18 protein-coding genes are annotated in these 22040 nt (G+C 67.9%); 9 read left to right on the forward strand and 9 right to left on the reverse strand.

Going from position 1 to position 22040, the window contains the following annotated elements; genetic code table 11:
* Nucleotide 1: 1 nt before the first annotated feature.
* Nucleotides 2–787 carry a LamB/YcsF family protein gene (locus AC5ZH6_RS05135; RefSeq protein ID WP_014358983.1) on the reverse strand — a complete coding sequence of 262 codons (786 nt, stop codon included), beginning with the start codon at nt 785–787 and terminating at the stop codon, nt 2–4.
* Nucleotides 788–810: 23 nt separating this feature from the next.
* Here AC5ZH6_RS05135 and AC5ZH6_RS05140 point away from each other — a divergent pair, with 23 nt between their 5' ends.
* Nucleotides 811–2430 carry a carboxylesterase/lipase family protein gene (locus AC5ZH6_RS05140; protein WP_496168552.1) on the forward strand — a complete coding sequence of 540 codons (1620 nt, stop codon included), beginning with the start codon at nt 811–813 and terminating at the stop codon, nt 2428–2430.
* A 69-nt stretch (nt 2431–2499) separates the two neighbouring features.
* Here the strand turns inward: AC5ZH6_RS05140 and AC5ZH6_RS05145 are convergent, their stop codons facing one another.
* Complete coding sequence (locus AC5ZH6_RS05145; protein WP_014358985.1) at nt 2500–3306, reverse strand: alpha/beta fold hydrolase; 807 nt, start codon at nt 3304–3306, stop codon at nt 2500–2502.
* A 281-nt stretch (nt 3307–3587) separates the two neighbouring features.
* Between AC5ZH6_RS05145 and AC5ZH6_RS05150 the strand changes: the two genes are divergently transcribed.
* From AC5ZH6_RS05150 to AC5ZH6_RS05165, 4 genes are read left to right on the forward strand one after another with little or no spacing between them, the layout of a single operon-like run.
* Nucleotides 3588–5555 carry a hypothetical protein gene (locus AC5ZH6_RS05150; RefSeq protein WP_496168553.1) on the forward strand — a complete coding sequence of 656 codons (1968 nt, stop codon included), beginning with the start codon at nt 3588–3590 and terminating at the stop codon, nt 5553–5555.
* A gap of 10 nt (nt 5556–5565) precedes the next feature.
* A complete protein-coding gene (locus tag AC5ZH6_RS05155; protein ID WP_014358987.1) occupies nt 5566–7104 on the forward strand; it encodes a hypothetical protein in 1539 nt (512 codons plus the stop codon).
* A complete protein-coding gene (locus AC5ZH6_RS05160) occupies nt 7101–8660 on the forward strand; it encodes a glycosyltransferase (RefSeq protein WP_496168555.1) in 1560 nt (519 codons plus the stop codon). The genes AC5ZH6_RS05155 and AC5ZH6_RS05160 overlap by 4 nt, the downstream gene beginning before the upstream one ends.
* Complete coding sequence (locus AC5ZH6_RS05165) at nt 8657–10324, forward strand: glycosyltransferase family 39 protein (RefSeq protein WP_496168556.1); 1668 nt, start codon at nt 8657–8659, stop codon at nt 10322–10324. The genes AC5ZH6_RS05160 and AC5ZH6_RS05165 overlap by 4 nt, the downstream gene beginning before the upstream one ends.
* Nucleotides 10325–10353: 29 nt before the next feature.
* Here AC5ZH6_RS05165 and AC5ZH6_RS05170 read toward each other — a convergent pair whose 3' ends face one another.
* Nucleotides 10354–11481 (reverse strand): beta-mannosidase, encoded by a 1128-nt coding sequence (locus tag AC5ZH6_RS05170; protein ID WP_253193870.1) that lies wholly within the window; start codon nt 11479–11481, stop codon nt 10354–10356.
* 36 nt (nt 11482–11517) lie between these two features.
* On the opposite strand from AC5ZH6_RS05170, the gene AC5ZH6_RS05175 reads away from it, so the two are divergent.
* Nucleotides 11518–12060, forward strand: coding sequence for a DUF2599 domain-containing protein (locus AC5ZH6_RS05175; protein WP_014358990.1), 543 nt, complete (start codon nt 11518–11520; stop codon nt 12058–12060).
* Between the two features lie 22 nt (nt 12061–12082).
* Here the strand turns inward: AC5ZH6_RS05175 and AC5ZH6_RS05180 are convergent, their stop codons facing one another.
* The 5 genes from AC5ZH6_RS05180 to AC5ZH6_RS05200 form a co-directional block, all read right to left on the reverse strand.
* Nucleotides 12083–12970, reverse strand: a complete 888-nt coding sequence (locus tag AC5ZH6_RS05180) for a metal ABC transporter permease (RefSeq protein WP_094601913.1) — start codon at nt 12968–12970, stop codon at nt 12083–12085.
* Nucleotides 12967–13794, reverse strand: a complete 828-nt coding sequence (locus AC5ZH6_RS05185) for a metal ABC transporter ATP-binding protein (protein WP_496168558.1) — start codon at nt 13792–13794, stop codon at nt 12967–12969. Before AC5ZH6_RS05185 ends, AC5ZH6_RS05180 begins: the two co-directional genes overlap by 4 nt.
* A complete protein-coding gene (locus tag AC5ZH6_RS05190) occupies nt 13794–14738 on the reverse strand; it encodes a metal ABC transporter solute-binding protein, Zn/Mn family (RefSeq protein WP_014358993.1) in 945 nt (314 codons plus the stop codon). The genes AC5ZH6_RS05185 and AC5ZH6_RS05190 overlap by 1 nt, the downstream gene beginning before the upstream one ends.
* Before the next feature lie 100 nt (nt 14739–14838).
* Nucleotides 14839–15456 carry a TetR/AcrR family transcriptional regulator gene (locus tag AC5ZH6_RS05195; RefSeq protein WP_006372624.1) on the reverse strand — a complete coding sequence of 206 codons (618 nt, stop codon included), beginning with the start codon at nt 15454–15456 and terminating at the stop codon, nt 14839–14841.
* The gene (locus AC5ZH6_RS05200) at nt 15453–16709 is read right to left on the reverse strand and encodes a cytochrome P450 (RefSeq protein ID WP_035728819.1); all 1257 of its coding nucleotides are present in this window, start codon (nt 16707–16709) and stop codon (nt 15453–15455) included. The genes AC5ZH6_RS05195 and AC5ZH6_RS05200 overlap by 4 nt, the downstream gene beginning before the upstream one ends.
* A gap of 147 nt (nt 16710–16856) precedes the next feature.
* Between AC5ZH6_RS05200 and mshA the strand changes: the two genes are divergently transcribed.
* The 3 genes from mshA (at nt 16857) to AC5ZH6_RS05215 (ending at nt 20711) form a co-directional block, all read left to right on the forward strand.
* Nucleotides 16857–18197, forward strand: coding sequence for a D-inositol-3-phosphate glycosyltransferase (gene mshA / locus AC5ZH6_RS05205; protein WP_020172289.1), 1341 nt, complete (start codon nt 16857–16859; stop codon nt 18195–18197).
* 56 nt (nt 18198–18253) lie between these two features.
* Nucleotides 18254–18841 (forward strand): type III secretion system chaperone family protein, encoded by a 588-nt coding sequence (locus AC5ZH6_RS05210; protein WP_006372627.1) that lies wholly within the window; start codon nt 18254–18256, stop codon nt 18839–18841.
* Nucleotides 18842–19421: 580 nt separating this feature from the next.
* On the forward strand, nt 19422–20711 hold the full coding sequence (locus AC5ZH6_RS05215) for an HNH endonuclease (RefSeq protein ID WP_496168560.1): 1290 nt from the start codon (nt 19422–19424) through the stop codon (nt 20709–20711).
* Between the two features lie 501 nt (nt 20712–21212).
* Here AC5ZH6_RS05215 and AC5ZH6_RS05220 read toward each other — a convergent pair.
* Nucleotides 21213–22019, reverse strand: a complete 807-nt coding sequence (locus tag AC5ZH6_RS05220; RefSeq protein ID WP_496168561.1) for a hypothetical protein — start codon at nt 22017–22019, stop codon at nt 21213–21215.
* Between the last annotated feature and the right edge of the window lie 21 nt (nt 22020–22040).

Genomic DNA, 22040 nt, shown 5'->3' on the forward strand with positions numbered 1-22040 from the left:
GCTATGACCCGGCGCTGACCCGAATCCCGGCCAGCCGCAACGCTTCCCGCACCTCGCGGGCGTGTCCGACGGCGCCGGGGGTGTCGCCGTGCAGGCAGATCGACTCGGCGTCGACGCGCAGCACCGAACCGTCGACGGCCACCACGGTGCCCTCGGACACGAGCCGTACGACGCGCTGCGCGATCTCGCGGCTGTCGGTGAGCACGGCGCCCGGCTCGGTGCGCGGCACCAGGGTGGCGTCGGGGGTGTAGGCGCGGTCGGCGAACGCCTCGGCGATGACGGGGAGTCCGGCGTCGCGGGCACGGTGCAGCACCGGTGATCCCGCAAGCCCCATCAACGGCAGGGTGGCGCCGAGCTCGCGCAGCGCGTCGATGACGGCGTCGGCCTGCCGGGTGTGGTGCACGATCGAGTTGTACAGCGCGCCATGCGGTTTGACGTAGGTGACCTCGACGCCGACAGATCTCGCGAGGCCCTGCAGGGCGCCGATCTGGTAGAGGATGTCGGCGGTGAGTTCGGCCGGGGCGATGTCCATGAACCGCCGGCCGAATCCGGAGCGGTCGGGGTAGGAGACCTGCGCGCCGACGCGTACCCCGGACACCGCGGCCCCGCGGCACGTCGCACGCAGTTCGGCGGGAGTGCCGGCGTGGAAGCCGCAGGCGACGTTGGCGCTGGTGACGATCGCCAGCATCGCCTCGTCGTCGCCGACGCCCTCACCGAGGTCGGCGTTGAGGTCGACCGACCGCCCGACCTCCTGCCCGGCGGCCACACGCACAGTGTTCGACGTCACTGCCGCATTGTAGATTCGACAGCATGGGAGTTCCGAACACCGCAGTGGCCGACACCAGGGTCTCGACCGCGGAGGGGATCGTGTCCGGGGTCCGCGGCCGGCGTTCACGGCGCGGCACCGTCGCCTGGCGGGGCATTCCGTATGCGGCGCCGCCGGTCGGCGGTGGACGTTGTGACGCCCCGCAACCGGTGGCCCCGTGGCCCGGCGTGCGGCGCTGCGAGAACTTCGGCGACGCCGCGGTGCAGGACAAACTGCTCACCGCGACCGGCCTCGGACGATTCCAGCCGGTGAGCGAGGACTGCCTGACCCTCAACGTCGTCGCCCCCGACACCGTGGCGAGCGCGCCCCGACCGGTGATGGTGTTCATCCACGGCGGCGCCTACATCCTGGGCACCGCGGCGACCCCGCTCTACGACGGCACGCACCTCGCACGTGCGCAGGACGTCGTCGTGGTCACCATCCAGTACCGGTTCGGGCCGTTCGGGATGCTCGATTTCAGCGGCTATTCGACGCCGGAACGGCACTTCGACGAGAACCCCGGTCTCAAGGACCACATCGCCGCCCTGCAATGGGTGCAGCGCAACATCGCGGCCTTCGGCGGCGATCCCGACAACGTCACCATCTTCGGCGAGTCCGCCGGGGGGACCTCGGTGTTGTGCCTGCTCGCCGCGCCCGGCGCACGCGGACTGTTCCACCGGGCGATCGCCGAGAGCCCGGCCACCGACCTGGCGATCTCCCGCGAGAGCGCCGCGTTGTTCGCCGACGAGTTCCTGCGCCTGCTGGCCGATCCGAACCGGCGCAGCACCGACGCCACCAGCCCGCGCGAGCCGATCGACCCGCACGAGGCGGCCCGGCGCCTCGACGCCGCCACCCCTGAGGAACTCCACCGCGCCGGCGGTCGGCTGATGGGCTTCGCCCGCCACGCCGACAGTGTCGAACCGACCCCGTTCGGACCGGCCTACGGCGTGCCGTCCCTACCGCAGTCGCCGTATGCCGCGGCCCGCGACGGCAACACCGCGCCGGTCCCGCTGATCATCGGCACCAACCGCGACGAGGGCAAACTCTTCGACAAGTTCTGGAATCTGCTGCCCGACACCCAACGCACCCTGCTGGCCATCCAGGACGAGACCGCGCGCGACGAGATCATGAACCAGTACGCCGGCGGCCCCGACGACCAGTTGCGGCTGACCGCCGACAGCATCTTCTGGGCTCCGGTCACCGCCTTCGCCGACGCTCATCGCGCGGTGGCACCGACGTATGTGTACCGCTTCGACTTCCATACGCGTGCCCTCGCGCGCGCCGGACTCGGCGCCACGCACGCAACCGAGTTGTTCGCGGTGTTCGGCGGATATCGGATGCCGGTGTTCGCCGGGCTGGCGACGGCCGACTGGCGCGCCGCGGGCGCGATGGTCGACGAGATGCAGTCCCGGTGGGGCGATTTCGCTCGCGGGCGGCCTCCCGGGCCGGATTGGCCCGCCTACGACGCGGCGCATCGGCCGGTGATGGTGCTCGACCGCACCAGCCACGTCGAGTCCGACCCGGACGCGTCGCGCCGGCAGGCGTGGGATCGGGGGCGTCAACTCCTCGTCGCGTCCGGCGGTTCACCGGAGGCGCCGTCCGACGTCGCCGCGCTCGACGTCTGAGCAGCCGGGTCTCCCGGCGGTCACGGAATCCAGCGATCACGGAGTCCAGCGGTCACGGAGTCCGGTGATTTACGGAGTCCACTGACTCGGCGGGTCCGACATCAGGAACGACAGCACCAGCGGATTGAACAGTTCCGGTGACTCGATCGGCAGGATGTGCGTGCCGGGGAGAATCGCGAGCCGTCCGCGGGGCAACGTGCGCGACAATTCCAGGCTCTGTTCGAGGTGCACCACGCCACGGTCGGCGGCGACGACCAGCACGGGTGCGTCGACTTCGGCGAACTCGGTGACCGCGTAGTCCGGTCCGTTGATCAGGAAGTCCTCGGTTTTCGCGTACACCGTGTCGAAATGCTCTGGGCCGTCCGGGCTTTCCTCGTTGTAGGTGCCGCGCAGGAAGTCGACCAGATCCGGATCCCGATCGGTCATCCGGGAGAAGAACTCGGGCGCGTCGCGTCCTGCGGAGTTGATGTAATTGCAGGTGAGTACGACCCGGGACACCAGATCGGGGCGCACCCGCGCGACGAGGAGCGCGAGCATCGCGCCGTCGCTCCAGCCGACCAGATTGGCCGGCACCCCGACCGCCGTCTCGAGATAGGAGACGATCTGGGCGAGCATCGCATCCATCGACCACGGCCCGGCGATGTCCGGACTGTGGCCGTGGCCGCTGCGTTCGGGAACGAACAGATGCAGACCGGCATCGGTGAATCCGGCGATCTGCGCACCCCACGTCGCCGCCGACGCGAAGGCGCCGTGTAACAGAACCGTCGGCGCCCCGGCCGGGTCGCCGCCGACGAAGTGCCAGATCAGGGCGCCGTCGACGTCGATGTAGCAGCCGGCGTCGACGCGGTCGCCGACGCGGATCCCGGAACGGGTCATCGCGGATGTCGGGGACATGGCGCGCTGCGTCGGAGGAGGAACTCGGTGGGCATGGCGCCCATGCTCCCAGAGTCCCCGTAGCGCGGTGAGAACGTTTGAGAGTCGAAACGGCATCGGTCCGCCCGCGGACGAGCCGCGCGCCACGCGCCCGCCGTGTGTCGCCCGACCGAAGGCGCACATGCGGCGGTCTTTACCGATACGGTGACTTCACCAGACTCGATAAACCGCGAGAATTCTCGGGAGATCGCGTCATCGAGAAATGCCGGCCGTCGAAGGAACCCATGATCTTTCGTGTGCGCGTCACCCCCATTGTCCGCGCAGTGACTGTGTGCCTGCTCGTCCTCGGGCTCGCCGCCGGGCCTGCGGCATTCGTCCACGCGGTGCCGGGCGACCCGCCGCCACCGATGTCCCTCGAGCAGATCGGCTCGTCACCGACCATCACCTTTCCCGGCCAACAGGGGGAGGTGTCGCTGTCGATTCCGGTGCCCGACAATCTGAATCCCGACGAACTGCGTGGCACGGTGTCGTTGCCGTCGTTCGTCACCGGCGGCACCGTCGACGTCATGCAAGGGTCGCGGTTGATCTCGCGGACCCCGATCCCGAACGCACCGAACGCGCAGATCGTCCTGCCACTGGCCGGTGTCACCGTCAGCGCAGACGCCGCAGACATCACGTTGCGCGCCTATCTGACCGTTCAGGGAATCTGCCAATTCGAGCCCGACAATGCATTCACCCTCTCCGGTGCGGTGGTGTCGTTCACCGGGCGAGAATCCATTCCGCAGACCGTCGCGCAATTCCTGCCGCCGATTCTTCGGCAATTGACCCTCGTCATTCCCGACGACGTGAAGCAGGCCGAGGGCGCAGCGGCCGTGGACCTCGCCGCGGCTGTCGTCGCGCACTACGGAACCGCGTCGGTGCCGGTGACCACCGTCGCGCGTCCCCGCTCGGATCTCACACCGCCCACGGCTCCCGGGCCGCTCGAACGTCAGATCGTCATCGACTCGTCGGCGCCGGCGGGGCTGTCGTTGCGCAGCGGCCCGCAGGGCTCGGCGTATCTCGTCGTCGGGGGCCCCGCCGATCAGCTCGTCGCCCAGGCGCGCATGCTGACCAGCAATCTCGCCTCGATCGCCGCGAGTTCGTCGGCGGTCGGCGGCCCCCTCTTCGACGCCCCGCAGCTCGCGCCGGACGTGCAGACCCTCGCCGATCTCGGCATCGGTGACCAACAGGTCGTCTCCAACACCTGGCCGTCGATCTCGGTGGGGATCGATCAGACCCGGTTGGGCCGTCCGTCCAAGAACATCCGGATCCAGCTGATCGGCTCCTACGCACCGGCCGGTGGTGACAACGCCGTGATCTCGGTGCGCATCGGCCGGCGGGTCATCGCAACACTGCCGACGGACTCCTCGGGGACCTTCAACAGCTGGGTCGACCTGCCCGACAACGCGGTCACCCGCTTCACCCAGCTCACCGTCACGCTCGAGCGCGGCGGGGTGAACGAGGGCTGCGGGAACGGCTCGCGCTCGAGTCTGTCGTTGAGTTCGGCCGGCGAGATCACCAGCGACGTCGCCGATCCGCCGCAACCGGCCGGACTCGGATCGGTCCCCGAATCGTTGATGCCGTGGGCCAAGCTGGCCTGGACCAAGGGCGATGTCGGCGACGTCAGCCGCGGTGTGGAGATCGCCGCCGGTCTGCAGCGGCTGTCGGTCGTCCCGCTGGGGCTCGACGTGGTGTCGATGGCCGACGCCGCATCGTCGCAGCAGCCGGCCGTGCTGATCTCGGCCGATGGTCGGGGCCTGCCCGATCTGACCCTGCCGGTCAGCTCGTCGGGCGGCACGGTGACGGTGCATGCCGCGAGCGGGTCGTCGGCGCAGATCACCCTGACCCCGGCGCTGCGGTACGGATCGTTGCAGGCGACGCAGTCCGGCGACCGGACCGTCCTGGTGGCGACGTCCACCGGGGACGGCTCCGATCTCGATGACCTGCTGCGCTGGCTCGACGACGACAACCGGTGGACATCGATTTCCGGGGATGCGCTGATCAAGGTGCGTGATCAGGACCCGGTCTACGTCGACGCCGCGGCGTCGACCCCGCGTCCGTCGGCGTCGTCGGGGCTCGGTACGGGTGCGACGATCGGCATCATCGTCGGCGTGCTCGTCGCCGCGGTCGTGGTGGCCGGCGCGGTGATCCTGGTGCTGCGTCGCCGCCGGTCCGCCGCCGGTGTCGCCGACAGCGCCCCGGACGAGCGGTGATGGTCCCACCATGACGGTGACCGAGCCGACCACCCCGCCGCCGGCGCCCGCCCGGCCGGGTGTGTCGCTGCGCCCGGCCGACCATCCGTCGGTGGTGCTCGCGGTGCGCTGGCTGGTTCTGGCCGCGCTCACCGCCATCGCCTTCCGGGTCACCATCCTCGCGGTGCTGGCGGAGATGCGTGCGCTCACGCTCATCATCTACGTCCCGGTGCTGCTGGCGCTGGTGCTGATCGCGGCGATCGGCAAGTCCTGGCGTCCCACCCCGGAACCGCCGATCTACGACCGGCAGACCGACACCATCGTCGGGGCGATCGTGTTGCTGTTGTCGGTGTCGGTGCAGTTCATGGTCAATCCCCGATACTCGCAGGCCTACATCACCGCGCACATGGACCTGCTGGCGTTGTGGTTGTTCGTGCTCGGCGGGGCGATCGTGATGTTCGGTCTGCGACCGGTGATGCGGTTCCGGTGGACCTGGGCGCTGGCGCTACTGATCTGGCCGGTACCGATGCGGGTGGTGATCCTCACCGCGGGCGGCGGCCCGGTCGCCGCGGGCGCGGTGATGGTCGTCGTCGCCGCGATCGCGACACTCATCGCCGTCGGACGCAACCGTCGCCGGGCCTTCATCGGCGCCGTACTGTCGTTGGTCACCGGACTGGTGATCCTGATCGTGATGCACGTCTATGTCGAAGGCCTGCAGCGAATTCTGCTGGTGGTGGTGCCTGCGGTGGCCGCGGCGCTGATGTCGTCGCTGGTGATGTACTTCGACTACCGCAACCGGCATCGGCTGGGCTGGTCGCCACTGGGACGCAACGTCCATCCGCCGACGCTGGCCCGGGTCCGCAGGCCCGGGCTGTTGTTGCTGCTGGCGACCGTTGTCATCGCCTTCATCCCGGTTCCGGTGACGGCGTCGAGCTGGCCGAGCGCGACCATTCCGGGCATGTCGGTGGGTGTGCCGCTGGCCCTGCCCGCCGACTGGCGGCAGGAGTCGGTCAGTCGGTACGACTGGGCGGAGCGCTTCTACAGCTCGGGATCGGTGATGTACCGGCAGATGGTCGTGCAGCGGCAGGGCAGTTCCCGGTTCGACAAGCAGTCCCGGCCGCGGCGGGTGGCCGTCGACTCCGTGGACACCGGGCGGCCGCTGTCGCTGCAGACCTACCCCTACATCTTTCGCTACGACATGGTCGGCGACCGGTTCGGTCCCTCGGTGGAGGTGCCCATGCCGCACGGTGTGCGCGCCTGGATGTGGACGGTGATCGACGACACCCGCTACCTCAGCTACACCGTCGTGTCGTGGTGGTGGAACAACGGTGACCTCACCCAGCAGGTCGTGCTGTGGTCGGTCGACAACCACGAGACCGACGCCTACTTCCCGGCGCCGACGTACACCGTGGTCGGCAACGTCAACACCATGTTCACCGTGCTGTTCCGCGGGAACGCGGCCATCCGCGACACCACACCCACCTACAAGGACCGGGATCTGTTGGTGCGCTTGGCCGCCGGCATCGTCGACGCGCAGGTCGAGGCGGCCGGACGGGAGGCCGGGACATGAGTGCCGAGGACACCGGAGCGCCCGTGCGGGCCCGGCATCGCACCGAGGCCGATCCGCGGAGCCGTTGCACCCGGCCGACGCGTCCGGTCGCCGAGTTGCTCGTCGACGAGGACTATCGGCAGCAGGCCCTCTACGACGCGGTCGAACGGCTCCGCGACGCCGACGCCGACGCCTCGGCATCCACCGCGTTCTCCCGGCCACAGAAGTACGGCGGCCTGGCCCTGCTGCTCGTCATCGTCGTGTTGGTCGGCTTCTTCCCGATCCCGACGCTGGCCACGCTGATCGGCATCGCCACCGTCGCCTACGTGGTCACGCTGATCGACCGGCTGGTCATCTTCCGACGCGGCCTGGTCAACGGGGCCATCGCCGTCTCCGACGAGCAGGCCCGCGCCCTGTCCGACGACGACCTGCCGCCCTACACCGTGCTCGTGCCCGCCTATGGCGAACCCGAGGTCGTCGGCGACCTCATCAAGGCGGTCGAGTCGATCGAGTATCCGCAGGACAAATTGCAGGTGCTCCTGCTGCTCGAGGAGGACGACGAACCGACCATCCGGGCCGCGCGCGCGATGGAGGACGAGGGCGGCGTGGTGACGGTGGTGCTCACCCCACCGGCGCAGCCGCGCACCAAACCCAAGGCGTGCAACTACGGTCTGCACTTCGCCACCGGCGACATCGTCACCATCTTCGATGCCGAGGACAAACCCGATCCGCTCCAATTACGCAGGGCGGTTTGGGTTTTCCGAAACATCGGCGACGACTCGGTGGTCTGCGTGCAGGGCAAGCTCAGCTTTCACAACGCCACCGACAACCTGTTGACCCGCTGGTTCACCGCCGACTACGGCATCTGGTTCGGGTTCCTGCTGCCCGGCATGATGGTCAGCCGCGCCCCGATCCCGTTGGGCGGCACGTCCAATCACTTCCTGCGCGACGTGCTCGACGACATCGGCGCGTGGGATCCGTTCAACGTCACCGAGGACGCCGACCTCGGCGTGCGCATCGCCGACAGCGGATACCGCACCGCCGTGCTGGATTCGGTGACCCTCGAAGAGGCCAATGTCGATGCGATCAACTGGGTTCGGCAGAGATCGCGCTGGTACAAGGGTTACATGCAGACGTGGCTGGTGCACATGCGTCACCCGATCACGTTGTGGCACATCCTCGGTCCGGTGGCGTGGGTCCGATTCACTTTCCTCATCGCGGGCACCCCGCTCATCGCGTGCATGAACATGGTCTTCTGGTTGATCCTGATCATGTGGATCGCCGGCCAGCCACCCGTTGTCGCGCACCTGTTCTGGGGTCCGATCTACTATCTGTCGTTGCTCTCGCTGGTCTTCGGCAACGGCTCGGCGCTCTACATGAACCTGATGGCCATCCGCGAGGACGACCGCAGCGAACTGGTGGGTTCGGCACTGCTGGTCCCGGCGTACTGGATTCTGATGAGCATCGCCGCGATCAAGGGGATGTGGCAGATCCTGTTCAATCCGTCGTACTGGGAGAAGACGGTGCACGGGTTGGCTTCCGGCGGCGAGGAGACCGGTTCGGGTGGTGGCGCATGACCCGAAATCGGGTGCTGGTGCTGTTCGTGGCGATGTTCGCGCTCTACTGCGGGGTGGGCCTGTACCTGGCGGTCGATGTGCACCTGTACTTCGGCGACGCACTCTCGCGGGTGCAGTCCGCACAGTCGGTGTTGTTCAGTCGCAGTCCGCATCTGGCGGCCATCGGATTCGTCTTCACGCCGCTGACGGCGATCGTGCAACTCCCGCTCACCGCACTGACCCCGTGGATTCCGCAGATGACCACCGACGCGGTCTCGGCGGTGATGATGTCCTCGGCGTTCATGGCCGGATCGGTGATCCAGGTGTCCGGGGTCGCCCGCGACCGCGGCCTCGATCCGGTGGTGGCGACGCTGGCGACCGCGTGTTACGCGCTGAACCCGATGATCGTGCTCTACGGCGCCAACGGCATGAGCGAGGCGCCCTACCTGTTCTGCCTCGCGTGGGCGGCGCGGCGGCTCATGCGATGGGTCGACACCGATGACGTCCACGAATTGGCGGTCGCCGGAATAGCATTGGCGTTGAGCTACCTCACTCGCTACGACGGTGGTGCGGCGGCGCTGGCGAGCACGATCGGGGTCGCCTGGGTCAGTTTCTTCCGCGCCGATCGCACCAAACGGGTCAGTCGTACCTTTCTCGACGCCGTGCTGGTGGCCGCGCCGTCCGGTGTGGCATTCATCGCATGGGCCTTCACCGGTTGGCTCATCACCGGAAATGCGTTCGCACAGTTCTCCTCCGAATACGGCAACGCCGCCATCATCGAGCAATCCGGGGGCAGTGGGTCCAACGGTGCGGGTGAGGCGCTGCGGTTCTCGATGACCGAGTTGGCGATCCTCGCGCCCCTGTTGCCGCTGCTGGCGGTGCTCGTCCTGGTCGTGCGAGCCCGGCACCGCCGTTTGTACGCGGTGTTGGTGCCGCTGGCCATGATCGGCGCGGTGCTCGCGTTCCAGGTCTACACCTACGCACGGGGTTCGACGTTCGGTTTCCTGCGGTTCTACATGACGGTGATCCTGCTCGCCGCACTGGTCTCGCTGTTGGCCGTGCCCGCACGACGCCAGTCGCCGTATCGTCGGCAGGGTCCGCGCACCACTCTGGTGGCCCACTGGACCGGGGGACCGATCCGGCGATACGTGTTCTCCGGCACCATCGCGGTCCTGGTGATGCTGGTGTCGTTGCCCACCACGGCATTCGGGATGACCTCGCCGAAGTACGCGCCGCAGGAGTTCGCGCTGTCGTCGGTGGTGTGGCCGCGCCCGGATTCGGTTTCGCAGCGCCATCTCGACGAACGACGGATCGTGCGCAGCTTCTCCACCGAACGGACCCTCGCCCGCTACCTCGACTCACTCGACCTGCCCGACGGCAGCGTGCTCACCGACACCGTCTACGGATTCGCCGTCGTCGTGCAGTCGCGACGGCCCAAACAATTCGTCATCCCGTCCGACTCCGACTTCGTCGAGGTCCTCAACGACCCCAAAGCCGCAGGGGTGCAATACATGCTGGCGGTACCCGCGTCCGGACGAGGCCTGTCCGACGCCCTCAATCAACGCTATCCGACGCTCTACGAGAACGGTGCGCAGATCGCCGTGCGGGTCCTCGACGTGCGCAACCAGGGGGCCGACCTGCCCGACTGGCGGGTGTACCGGGTGACCGGGAGTCGGTCGGGCTGAGGGACACCGATCGAGCGACGTGGGGCGACTCAGACGATCGCCTGGTCGACGACCCGCCACGCGGGGTCGTCGTAGCCGATGTCGTAGGTGCACTCGTCGGGGCGCGGATCGGGGACGAATGCCCACAGCAACACCCCGGCGACACCTTCTCGCCGGATGTCGGCGAGGCGGGTGCGTAGTTCGGCGGCGCGGGTCGAGATCGACAGGCACGAACCGGCCTTGATGCCGAGTTCGTTGACGACGATCGGCTTGCCGAGGCGGTGCGCCAACGCGATTCGCGCGCTTAGGTCGCTGCCCGCGGGTGGGATGCCCTCGTCGTTGCGATAGTCGTGGTAGTCGAGTACGTCGAGATGCGGCGACTGCGCGACGATGTCCATGTCGGTGCCGGTGGTGCCGCATTGGTCGCCGCCGGTGAAGCCGGCGAACATGGGGTGGCGCCGATCGATGTCGCGCAAGGCGGCCCCGGCGGCATCGAAGAAGTCGCGCAGAACCTGCGCCGCGCCGGGTTGGCAGGTGCGGTGTGCCAGGTCGCAACCGCCTGCGCCGCAGCTGCTGGTCTCCGGCTCACCGACGAGTTCCCAACCGGCGAGCGATGTTTCGCCGGCCCAGCGCTTCACCGCGATCGACATCCAGTCGGCGTAGGTCATCCCACCGACGGCGCGGGTGGTGCGCCATCCGTCGGTGTACCAGGACCGGTCCTTGAACACCCCGTCCTCGCAATCGCCCGACGAGCCGGTCAACACCGGCAGCACCATCTGGTGGTGCCGCTTGGCGGCTGCGAACACGGCATCGAGCGGGCCGAAATCCAGTCCGCCGGTGTGTTTGTTGACCGCGAACATCGCATACAGGTTGAAGCGGGTGAGGGCGCGCGGCGGCAGTGCGCCGAAGTAGCGGTCCAGATCCACCTCGGCCCCGCACCCGGCGTTCACCGCCCAGTTGGTGCCGAGCTGATAGGCGTTGAATCCGGAAGGCCACCACGGCGTTCCGTCGAGGTGCAGACCGGTGGGGGTGGTGTCGACACGTCCGGCGAAATGTGTGGTCTCGGCACCGGATTCGGAACCCGGGTTGAGGTAGCTGCAGGCGTTGAGCCCGAACAGGACCACGGCCAGCACCAGGCTGATCACCGTGGTTCGTACGCGAGTGCGACCGTTCGGCACACCGCGCAGCCTACTCCGGTGACTATTGTCGCGGAGGTGAGACGTCAACCGTGGCACCGAATACTCGCTTCCGTCGTCGGCGCCGTTGCCTGCGCCGTACTGCTCGTCGGCGTGGCCGGCTGCGGCGACGAGTCGTCCTCTGCGACGGGTTCGGAGCCGAGCACGTCCCTGTCGCCATCGTCCCCGTCGCCGGATGCTTCCTCGCCCACCGCTTCGTCACCGTCGTCGTGGATCGAGCCGACGGCGTCCCCGACGACCGATCCGGTGCACCTGCCGCCGTACATCGATCACGTGCAGTGGGTGCAGACGCAGGTCGGGCCGAGCCTGCAGATCTATCCGACGCCCTCGGGTCGCAAGACGACCTCCGACAACGGCGCCGACGTCGCGTGGGCCGAGGTGCTCGCGCTGGCGCCCAACGCCGACACCCCGGGGATGCGCGCCCAGTTCGACTGCCACTGGACCTACGCGCGGATCGTCGCGCCCGACAAGCCGAGCTGGAACATCGAACCCGACCGCCCGGTGGTGTCGCAGCAGGAGATGATCAACACGATGTGCAACCCGGGCGGGCCGGAGGAGTGACACCTCGGCGCCGGTGGTGGGGTCAGGTGCGGGTGGCGTGTGTCCGCCGGGAGCCGATCGCCCGGCACACGAGGTAGATCACGAACGAGATCGTGGTGACGAACACCGAGACCGGTAGTTGCGGCGCCAACGAGAGCAGCAGACCGCCGACGGCGGCGATCTCGGCAAATAGCACCGACAGGCCCAGCACGACCGTCGGATTGGCGCTCAGGCGCGCGGCGGCGGCGCCGGGGGTGATCATCAGCGACATCACCAGCAGCGCCCCGATGATCTGCACGCCCTGCGCGGCGGCGAGGCCGACGAGGATCGCGAACACCACCGACAGCACACGCATCGGCACGCCGCGTGCCTGCGCGACCCGGGGGTCCAGCGAGGCGAACAACAGCGGACGGTAGATGACGGTGAGGACCACCAGCACCACGGCGGTGGTGATCGCGATGGCGGTCATCCCGTGCACGCCGACACTGACGACCTGCCCGGTCAGCAGCGCGAAGCCGGCACCGATGCGGCCGTAGAGTGCCAGGAACAGCACGCCCAATCCCAATCCGAAGGCCATTACGACGCCGATCACCGAATCGCGTTCGCGGGCACGATTTCCCATGAAACCGAAGACGGCGGCGGCGAGGACCGCGCCGATCACCCCGCCGAGATTGATGCTGACACCGGCGAGCAACGCCGCGGCGGCGCCGGTGACCGACAGTTCGCTGGCGCCGTGCACCGCGAATGACATCTGCCGCGACACGATCAGTGGGGCGAGGACGCCGGAGAGTGCGCCGAGCAGCGCCAGCGCGATGAGCGCCTGCCAGACGAAGTCGTAGTGCAGCAGTCGCGCGGTCTCGGCGAAGTCCCAGAAGTCGCGGAGTTCGACGTCGGCGGCCACGACGGTACGGGCGGCCAGAACGGTACTCACAGGCCCGGATGCTCCTCGTCGGCGTGGCAGTGTGCGATGCCCTCTTCGCCGCCGACGACGAGGAGGCGGCCGTTGACGCGCACCACCTCGACGTGACTGCCGTAGAGCGCCGAGAGTGTCGCCGTCGTCATCACCTTCTCCGGCGGCCCCGCGAGGAACTGGCCGCCGACGAGGTAGAGCACCCGGTCCACATACGGCATCACCGGATTGATCTCGTGCGTCACCAGGACCACTGCGGTGTGCGCGGTGCGCCGGCGACGGTCGATGAGTTCGACGACGCGTTCCTGGCTGGCCGGGTCGAGGCTGGCCAGCGGCTCGTCGCAGAGCAGCAGCTGCGGATCGGTGGTCAGTGCCTGCGCCACCCGCAATCGTTGCTGTTCACCGCCGGAGAGCAGCCCGACCGGGGCATCGGCGTAGGCGGTCGCACCGACCTCGGCGAGTGCGGCGTCGACGATGCGTCGGCGTTCGCTTCGCCCGCGCAGACCGATACCCCACCGCGCCCCGTCGACGCCGAATCCGACCAGGTCGCGGGCACGCAGCGCCATGGTGTCGGCGTCGTCGGCGTGCTGCTGCGGGATGTAGCCGACGGCGTCGGTGACGTCGAGGTCACCGGCGCTCAGCGGGTACTGGCCGAGCAGGGTGCGCAGGAACGACGTCTTGCCCGAACCGTTCGGACCGAGGACGGCGACGAACTCGCCGGCCTCGATCGTCAGGTTCAGGTCGTCCCAGAGCACCCGCTCGCCGAAGGCGAGCCGCGCGTGGCGAAACGAGGCGACCGGGATCGGCGTTGCGGGGCTCGGGGTGGCGGGGATCGGGCTGGTCATCAGGCTCCGGACGAGTTCAACGCATTCGCGAGGGCCTCGACCTGACCGCGCTGCCAGACGACGTAATCGCTGACACCGTCGGGCAGCGTTTCGGTGAACTTCACGACCGGTACTTTCGCACCTTGGGCGACGGTGAGCAACGCCTCGGTCACCGTGTCGACGGCCTGGGTGTTGTAGATGAAGGCCTTCACGGTGCGGGAGGTGAGCAGGTCCTGCAGGGCGGCGCGGTCGGCGGCCGAGGGTGACTGACCCTCCTCGACGGCTGCGGTGAAGCCGGCGGGGGAGACGTCGGAGAGTCCGGCCTCGGTGAGCAGGTAGCCGGCCAGCGGTTCGGTCTGGGCGACCTTGGTCCCGTTGTGGGCGGCCTTGATCTGGCTCACCTGATTGCGGACGGCGGCGAGTTCGGTGTTGAAGCGCAGGGCATTGGTGCGGTAGGTCTCGGCGTGAGCGGAGTCCTTGGCGGCCAACGCCTCACCGAGCTTGGTCGCGACCGTTCCGACGACGGCCAGATTGTAGAAGACGTGCTCGTTGACCTCGTGCGAGTGACCCTCGTCGGTGCCGGTCTCTTCGGTGGACTCCTCGTGACCGCCCTCCATGATGTCGAAGGCGTTGATCACCGTGCCGGAGCTGTTCTTGGCGGCCTGCTCCATGTACTCGTCGTAGTGGCCACCGTTCATGAGGATCACCGAGGCGTCGGCGACCTTCGCGGTGTCCGACGCCGACGGCTCGAACTCGTGCGGGTCGTCGGCGCTGTTGGTGAACAGCGCGGTGACCTCGGCGTCGTTCCCGGCCACCGCGGAGGCCACCGAACCCCACACGTTGGTCGAGGTGACCACGGTCGGTTTGCCGCCACTCGACGAGCCGCCGCCGTCGTCCGAACAGCCCGACAGGACCAGGGCCGCGGCGGTCAGCAGACCTGCGGAGGCGACCAATGCACGCTTCATGGAGTAGCACCCTTCGCGAAAACGACAATCGTTACCGAATGCAGTGTAGGGGACGGCATTCGTCGCGACGAATCGGCGCCCGCTCGCCGGTGGGTGCGGTTTACGCGGGAGGGTGCGAAGGAAGGACGACCGGCACGACGAAGCGGGTGAGCAGGTCGCGTTCGGTGTCGGCGTCGGGCGCGGGGGCGGCCAGCAGGGAGACCATCACCCGCACCAGCCAGCCGGCTCGATCGGAGAGGTCGGTGTCGGGGAGTTCGTTGTCACCGAGTTCGTTGTCACCGAGTTCGGGTGCCAGCCGGGCGAGGATGCCGGTGGCCAGGGCGTCGATCGCCGGCGAGAGCAGCGCCAGCTGGGTCGACGTGCCGGCCATCTCGGCGTCGAACCATGCCGACAGAGCCGGGTTCCGGCGCACCCCGGACAGTGCGGTCTCGATCGCGGCGACCAGCCGATCGGCCGGTGTGCCGACCGCGCCGATGCGTTCGGCGACGTCGGTGCCGATGATCGTCGCCGTGCGCTCGACGTAGGCGGCCAGCAGGCGGTCGCGACCGGGGAAGTGGCGGTAGAGGGTGGCGCGCGAGCAGCCCACCGCGTCGGCCACGTCGCGCATGGTCACCGAGGCCACCCCGCGGGCGACGAACAGCGACTCGGCGGTGTCGAGGATGCGCGTGGCCGCCAGGTCGGCGCGGTCGGCGGCCAGCCAGTCGGTGGGCGAGGTCATCGGTGGACCGGGCCGCTCCGGAACGGGACGCAGGTCGGTCGTCGGACGTAATGTCCTGCCGCCCATTCGATTCCGTCGACATCGACCTCGAACTCGGGGAACCGGGCCAGGAGTTCGGTGAGCGTGACGTCGGCCGCCATCCGCGCGGCGGCCGCGCCGAGGCAGTGGTGGTCGCCATGGCTGAAGGTGAGGATGCCGCGCGGTCGACGCGTGACGTCGAGGGCCTCGGCGTCGGCGCCGAAGACCTCCGGGTCGCGGTTGGCCGCGGCGTAGCAGAGCAGCACCTTGCGGCCGGCGGGGATCTCGACCGGACCGTCGGGGGTGTCGTAGCGCACCGGACGGGTCGTCGAGCGGCATAGCCCCTGCACCGGGGAGGTCAGTCGCAGCAGCTCTTCGACGGCGTCGCCGATGAGTGAGGGGTCGGCGACGAGTTGTGCACGCTGATCGGGATGCTCGGACAGTAGCGCCAGCGAGCCGCCCAGCAAGCCCGTCGTGGTGTCGTTGCCGCCGGCGATCATGGTGAACACGAACGCGAGGATCGAGACGAGGCCGGCGTCGTCGTCGGCGCGTCCGGCGGCGACGAGGGTGGAGACGGTGTCGGAGCCGGTGGCGCCTTCGGTGCGGCGCTGCGCGATGAGGTCGGCGAAGTAGCCGAGGAGTTCGCCGGTCGCGGCGCCCGCGGTCCCCGCACCCGGGTCGGCGGTCCCGCCGACTGCGCCGACAATGGCCTCGGTCCACTCGTCGAATCGTGCCCAATCCTTCTCCGGCACACCGAGATAATGCGCGACCAGCATGCTCGGCAACGGTTTGAGGAGCAGGTGTGCGATGTCGACGGGGGTGGCGGGTCCGTGATCGGCGATTTCGTCGAGGCGGGTGGTCACGAAGTCGTGGATCCGCGGCCGGATCGACTGCACCTGACGAGGGGTGAAGCCGCGCGCGACCAGAGCGCGGAAGGCGGTGTGGCCGGGCGGGTCCTGCATGACCATCGGTGGGTTGTCGGCCATGCCGATGGCCTCGATCTCACCGTCGACGACGGTGAGTCCCGCCGCCGAGGAGAACGTCGTCGGGTCGGTGGCCGCGGCCATGACGTCCGCATGCCGGGTCAGAACCCAGAAGTCCGCGCCGGACGGGTCGTCGGTGACGTGATGGACCGGGGACTCGGCACGCAGGCGCGCATACATGCCGAAGGGGTCGCGCCATTGCGCGCCCGAGCGCAGGCGGAAAAGCGGTTCGTGAGACGTTGCAGTCGTCATGTAGTGATAGTGAGACACTCTTGCCAATGTGTCAACGTCCGAGTCGAGAACTGTGGGGCATGTGGACCACACACGGTGGGTGGTCGTGGCCGTCCGGACGGGGGCGCTGACCCGAGCCGTCGCCGTGTGCTTCTCTAAGCTGAAGGGATGAGCTCGTCACGGCCCCGGCGCATCGCGTTGATCTCGGTGCACACCTCGCCGTTGGCGCAGCCCGGTACCGGCGACGCGGGCGGGATGAACGTCTACGTCTGGCAGACGGCGCAGCGTCTGGCCCGGCGTGGGGTGAAGGTCGAGATCTTCACGCGGGCGACGTCCTCGGCGGATGCCCCCACGGTGGCGGCCGCGGACGGGATCACCGTCCGACACATCGTGGCGGGTCCGTTCGAGGGGCTCGACAAGCGGGATCTGCCCGCCCAGCTCTGTGCCTTCACCGCGGGGGTGCTGCGCGCCGAGGCGATGCAGCGGCCCGGCTATTACGACCTGATCCATTCGCACTACTGGTTGTCGGGGCAGGTGGGGTGGCTCGCCCGGGAGCGGTGGGGCGTGCCGTTGGTGCATACCGCGCACACGCTGGCTGCGGTGAAGAACGCCTCGCTGGCCAAAGGGGATGCGGCCGAACCGCGGTTGCGGGTGATCGGCGAGCAGCAGGTGGTCGCGGAGGCCGATCGGCTCGTGGCCAACACCGACACCGAACGCAACGAGCTGATCACCATGTACGACGCCGACCCCGGCCGCGTCGACATCGTGACACCCGGTGCCGATCTCGACTGCTACACACCGGGTTCGCGCTCCGATGCGCGCGCAGAACTCGGACTGCCGGCCGAGGCGAGCATCGTGACGTTCGTCGGTCGTATCCAGCCGCTCAAGGCTCCCGACGTCTTGCTCGCCGCCGCGGCGCCGCTGATCGAGCGGCAGCGGGCGACGGGCCGTCGGCCGGTCCACGTATTGATCGTCGGCGGACCGTCGGGCAGCGGACTCGACCGGCCGACCGCGCTGATCGATCTGGCCGCCGAACTCGGCATCTCCGACGCCGTCACGTTCTTGCCGCCGCAGCCCGCGACGCGCCTGGCGGAGGTCTATCGGTCATCGGATCTCGTTGCGGTGCCCAGTTATTCGGAGAGCTTCGGTCTTGTCGCCATCGAGGCGCAGGCGTGTGGCGTCCCGGTGTTGGCCGCCAACGTCGGCGGACTCGGGGTGGCGGTGGCCGACGGCAGGTCGGGGATGCTCGTGGATGGGCATCAGATCGGGGACTGGACGACCGCGCTGGAGAAAATGCTCAGCAGTTCCGATCAGCTGGCCGCGATGGGACGCCGCGCACGCGAGCATGCCGAACAATTCTCATGGGAGCACACCACCGACGCGCTGTTGGCGAGTTATGCGCGAGCGATGGAATCCTTTGCGGGTAACCGTGTCCCGGCCGTCGGGGTGACCCCACTGGTGCGGGCGACCCGCCGCTGGCGACGCCGTCGGGCGCGGATGCCCCTCTGAGTGATGGTGTCCCGAGAGATTCTCGTGGCCACAACCGTCGAAGCGGAAGGAAGACGATGAGTCACACCGACCACATCGAATTACTCGAAAAGGTGCTCTCCGAACGGGAGATCCCGTTCACCCGTAAGAGTTCCGGCGCAGCCCAGGCCGAGCACATCGTGCTCGAGCTGCCGGGGGAGCGCAAGCTCAAGACGACGGTGCTGCTGACCGCGGGCACCTACGGTGTGCGGGTGGAGGCATTTGTCTGCCGCCACCCCGACGAGAAACTCGAAGAGGTCTTCAAGTTCCTGCTCAAACGCAATCGCCGGCTCTACGGCGTGGCGTACACGATCGACAACATCGGCGACATCTACCTGATCGGCCGGATCTCCGGGGATGCGCTCACCGCCGATGAGGTGGACCGTGTTCTCGGACAGGTACTCGAGGCCGCCGACGGCGACTTCAACGCTCTGCTCGAAATCGGCTTCGCCACCTCGATCCGTCGCGAATGGGCGTGGCGCGTTTCGCGCGGAGAGTCGTTGCGCAACCTGCTCGCCTTCGAGCATCTCATCGACAAGGACTCACTTCCCGAACCCGGAGAACCGTTGCCGGACAGGTACGTTCCCGGCGAAACCTCGGTGATCGACGACGCCTCCGGTAGCTGACCGCTCCACCCGATTCCCGCTGGTCGAGTTCCCTCCGGTGGTCGAGGTGCGAGCCGCGTGCGGCGAGCCTCGAGACCCGGCGAGACAACAAGCCTCCCAACCACATCCGCTCCCGGCAGCGCCAAACGCGAGCTGAACTCGTCAACGCCCGCGCTGCACCATCCGCGTCCGCACAGTGAAGCCGCGGACGCATTACTTCCGGCGGACGAGCACCCCTTCCCCTCGATGGTCGAGCATCTTCCCCTCGATGGTCGAGAACCCTTGCCCCCGACGGTTGAACAACCCGCCCTCCCCGATGATCGAGCGCACTTCCCCTCGATGGTCGAGAAAGTGTTCCCCCTCGATGGTCGAGGTGCGAGCCGCGTGCGGCGAGCCTCGAGACCCGGTGAGACAACAAGCCTCCCAACCACATCGAAAGCAAGACAAACGAAACCCACACCCCATACCACACCCCACCGACAGAAAATCAGCGCCGAAACACGTTGTCCACAAGCATAATTAGCCAAAACACCCCTTGCGTCGAACACTCTGGCGAGGTACACTGGACCCCTCACACCGATCAGCCACCGGGGAGGGGCCCATGATCGACACCACCGAAGCTCTTGACATCAAAGGTGTTGACGCCGAAGCAATCTTCGCCGCCATCGTCACCCAACTCAGCGACCTGCAATGGAATCCGGAGATGACCGGGCCACAAGCCTTCGGTGCGATGAAACAAGTACTGCTGCTTCGTAATCTGGTTGATCACCATGCCACCACCCTCACCGGTGAGATGGATCGCCTGGGAGTGGCCGATCACAAGACCACCCGGCTACGAGAGTTGTTGATCAGCATGGGTTGCGCGCCTGCCGTCGCAGGTCGGTACGTGCGGATTGCTGCCACCGGCGACATCGATCTGTTGTTGGCGCATGCCGCTGACGGGTCCATCTCGTCCGAACACACCGACGCCATCATCCGCGGGTTGGCGCACATCGACACCCGGTCCCCCGAACCCCTCGACACCGTGCAACGGTGCGAGTTCCTGCGGAAACTGCTGTCGCACTACTTCGCCGGTTTCACTCCCGCCGAGATCAACATTTACGCGCGGCAGTTGGGTAACGAGTTGGCGGCCGACACACCGGGCGGGTTACCGGCTGCCGAAGACAAGTCGGTCAACTCCTACACCGACCGCATCACCGACGACGGACGGTTGGAGATCTCGGCGAACCTCGACATCGTCGCCGGCGAGAAAACACGCACCCTGATGGAAACCTTGTCGGCGCCCAAGCCCCAGCCCGACGGATCCCCCGATCCGCGGACACCCGAACAGATCTGCGCGGCCGCGTTCGAAACGATCGTGGAGTTGGCGGCACAAGGCTTGGCCGACACCACCTTCTCAGCCAAACCCACCAACGGCCTGTTGTGGACCTTGTCAGCCGACAACCCCGCACTCGGCGGCGATTTGCAGAACATAGGTGCCATCACCGAAGCCACCGCCAAACTATTGTCGTGTGACACCACCATCACCAGAATCATTCTCAACCCCGACGGCGTACCCCTCGACGTCGGACTCAAAGAGCGCTTGTTCACCCCAGGACAACGCAAAGCGTTGTTGGTGCGTGACCGCGGGTGCATCAAATGCGGAGCACACGCCGGCCGCTGCCAAGCACACCACGCGCACCACTGGGCCGACGGCGGGCCCACCGACCTCGACAACGGATGCCTCCTCTGCAGCAGCTGCCACGACGATGTCCACCGCCACGGATGGGACATCATCATGGGATTCGACCGACACCCCTGGCTGATCCCACCCGCCAGCATCGACCCGAAACGACGACCCGTGCCGTCGTATCACCGACGCACCATGAGACTCGACGACACCGCAGCCTGACCCGAAGCGCCTCTACTACAGCCTGATTCCCCCGCACCCGGCCTGGCCGGGACCGCATCTGTTGTTTGAGAACTCCATAGAGATAATCCCCAACCCGATGGTCGAGGTGTCGTGTCGTCCGAGGCCCGGAATCCCGTCGGCACAAGGGGTCTCGAGGCCCGGCGCCAGGGGCGCCGTGCACCTCGACCATCGGGGTGGGACGGGCGGGGTGGGGCGGCGATCCGGGAGGGACCGGTCCTCCCCGCTGGTCGAGGTGCGAGCCGCGTGCGGCGAGCCTCGAGACCGACTGCACCAGTGCTGGATTCGACCCATGGTGGCCCGGATAATCATCGGTGCAACAGGTCTCGAGGCCCGGCGCCTGGGGCGCCGTGCACCTCGACCATCGGATGGGGAACCGCCGAACGTCATATATCGCTGGTCGAGGTGCGAGCCGCGTGCTCGTCGCTGGCGCTCCTCGGCACCTCGACCACCGGATGGGAGGCTCGCCGGGCGGGAGAAGCGTCAGAAGGTCAGTGGTGTGGTGGCGCTGGGGCCCTGGCGGTATCGGGCGAGGTCGACCGACTGCCAACGTCCGTTGAACTCCGGGATCGGCAGCGGGAACCAATAGCTCGAGTCGAGCCACATTTGGCCGAGAAGAGGGACCGGGCCACCGGAGATGTCGTGCCACGTACCGATCGGAGCATCTCGGAACGTACCGACATTGTGTCCGTCGACGAAGAAGTTGACATACTCCTTGTCCAGCTTGATCGAGTAATCATGCGGATTGGCAAGTAGTTTCGGGTCGAGGAGGACGATCTGCGGGAGCAGGGTTCCGGCCTTTTTGACCATCATGAAGAAGCCGCGCGGCATGTCCTGCGCGAAGGCGTGGAACAACGGCGTGGTGAGAAGCTGGCTGGCCTGGCCCATGAATCCGGCCGAACCGTTCCACATGAACCACGCGACCTCGAGGCCCAGTGGATCGATGGAGCGATTCGAGATCCCCCAACCGGTGGTGCCGTTCCACGTCGGGATCTGTTGTGTGCCGGTCACTCTCATCGTCATCGTCTGGCCCGGCTCGAAGACGGGTTTGGCGAGGAGTTCGGCGTTGTTGTACGGGAACAGGCCTTGCACCGTCGGTGGGACGGAGAACGTGGCGCCTTTCGGGCCGAACGACAAGCGACTGTAGCCGACATCGGTGTTGCACCAGTCGCGAGGCGGATGGGCGAAGTTCTCGTCCATCGGACGAGAGGGTTGTGGCGCCCCGGTGCCGATGTAGCCGGCGGCGGCGCGTGCGTTGAGCACCGCGCAGTTCGGCACGCCGTCATCCACGCCGGGGGTCTGGATGTTGGG

It is taken from the genome of Gordonia sp. YC-XJ4 (assembly GCF_059511865.1).

Excerpts from the sequence above, each read along its gene's own strand:
- AC5ZH6_RS05140 (WP_496168552.1), top strand. The coding sequence starts at position 811 with ATGGGAGTTCCGAACACCGCAGTGGCCGACACCAGGGTCTCGACCGCG.
- AC5ZH6_RS05145 (WP_014358985.1), bottom strand. The coding sequence starts at position 3,306 with ATGACCCGTTCCGGGATCCGCGTCGGCGACCGCGTCGACGCCGGCTGC.
- AC5ZH6_RS05150 (WP_496168553.1), top strand. The coding sequence starts at position 3,588 with ATGATCTTTCGTGTGCGCGTCACCCCCATTGTCCGCGCAGTGACTGTG.
- AC5ZH6_RS05155 (WP_014358987.1), top strand. The coding sequence starts at position 5,566 with ATGACGGTGACCGAGCCGACCACCCCGCCGCCGGCGCCCGCCCGGCCG.
- AC5ZH6_RS05160 (WP_496168555.1), top strand. The coding sequence starts at position 7,101 with ATGAGTGCCGAGGACACCGGAGCGCCCGTGCGGGCCCGGCATCGCACC.
- AC5ZH6_RS05165 (WP_496168556.1), top strand. The coding sequence starts at position 8,657 with ATGACCCGAAATCGGGTGCTGGTGCTGTTCGTGGCGATGTTCGCGCTC.
- AC5ZH6_RS05185 (WP_496168558.1), bottom strand. The coding sequence starts at position 13,794 with ATGACCAGCCCGATCCCCGCCACCCCGAGCCCCGCAACGCCGATCCCG.
- AC5ZH6_RS05190 (WP_014358993.1), bottom strand. The coding sequence starts at position 14,738 with ATGAAGCGTGCATTGGTCGCCTCCGCAGGTCTGCTGACCGCCGCGGCC.
- AC5ZH6_RS05195 (WP_006372624.1), bottom strand. The coding sequence starts at position 15,456 with ATGACCTCGCCCACCGACTGGCTGGCCGCCGACCGCGCCGACCTGGCG.
- AC5ZH6_RS05200 (WP_035728819.1), bottom strand. The coding sequence starts at position 16,709 with ATGACGACTGCAACGTCTCACGAACCGCTTTTCCGCCTGCGCTCGGGC.
- mshA (WP_020172289.1), top strand. The coding sequence starts at position 16,857 with ATGAGCTCGTCACGGCCCCGGCGCATCGCGTTGATCTCGGTGCACACC.
- AC5ZH6_RS05210 (WP_006372627.1), top strand. The coding sequence starts at position 18,254 with ATGAGTCACACCGACCACATCGAATTACTCGAAAAGGTGCTCTCCGAA.
- AC5ZH6_RS05215 (WP_496168560.1), top strand. The coding sequence starts at position 19,422 with ATGATCGACACCACCGAAGCTCTTGACATCAAAGGTGTTGACGCCGAA.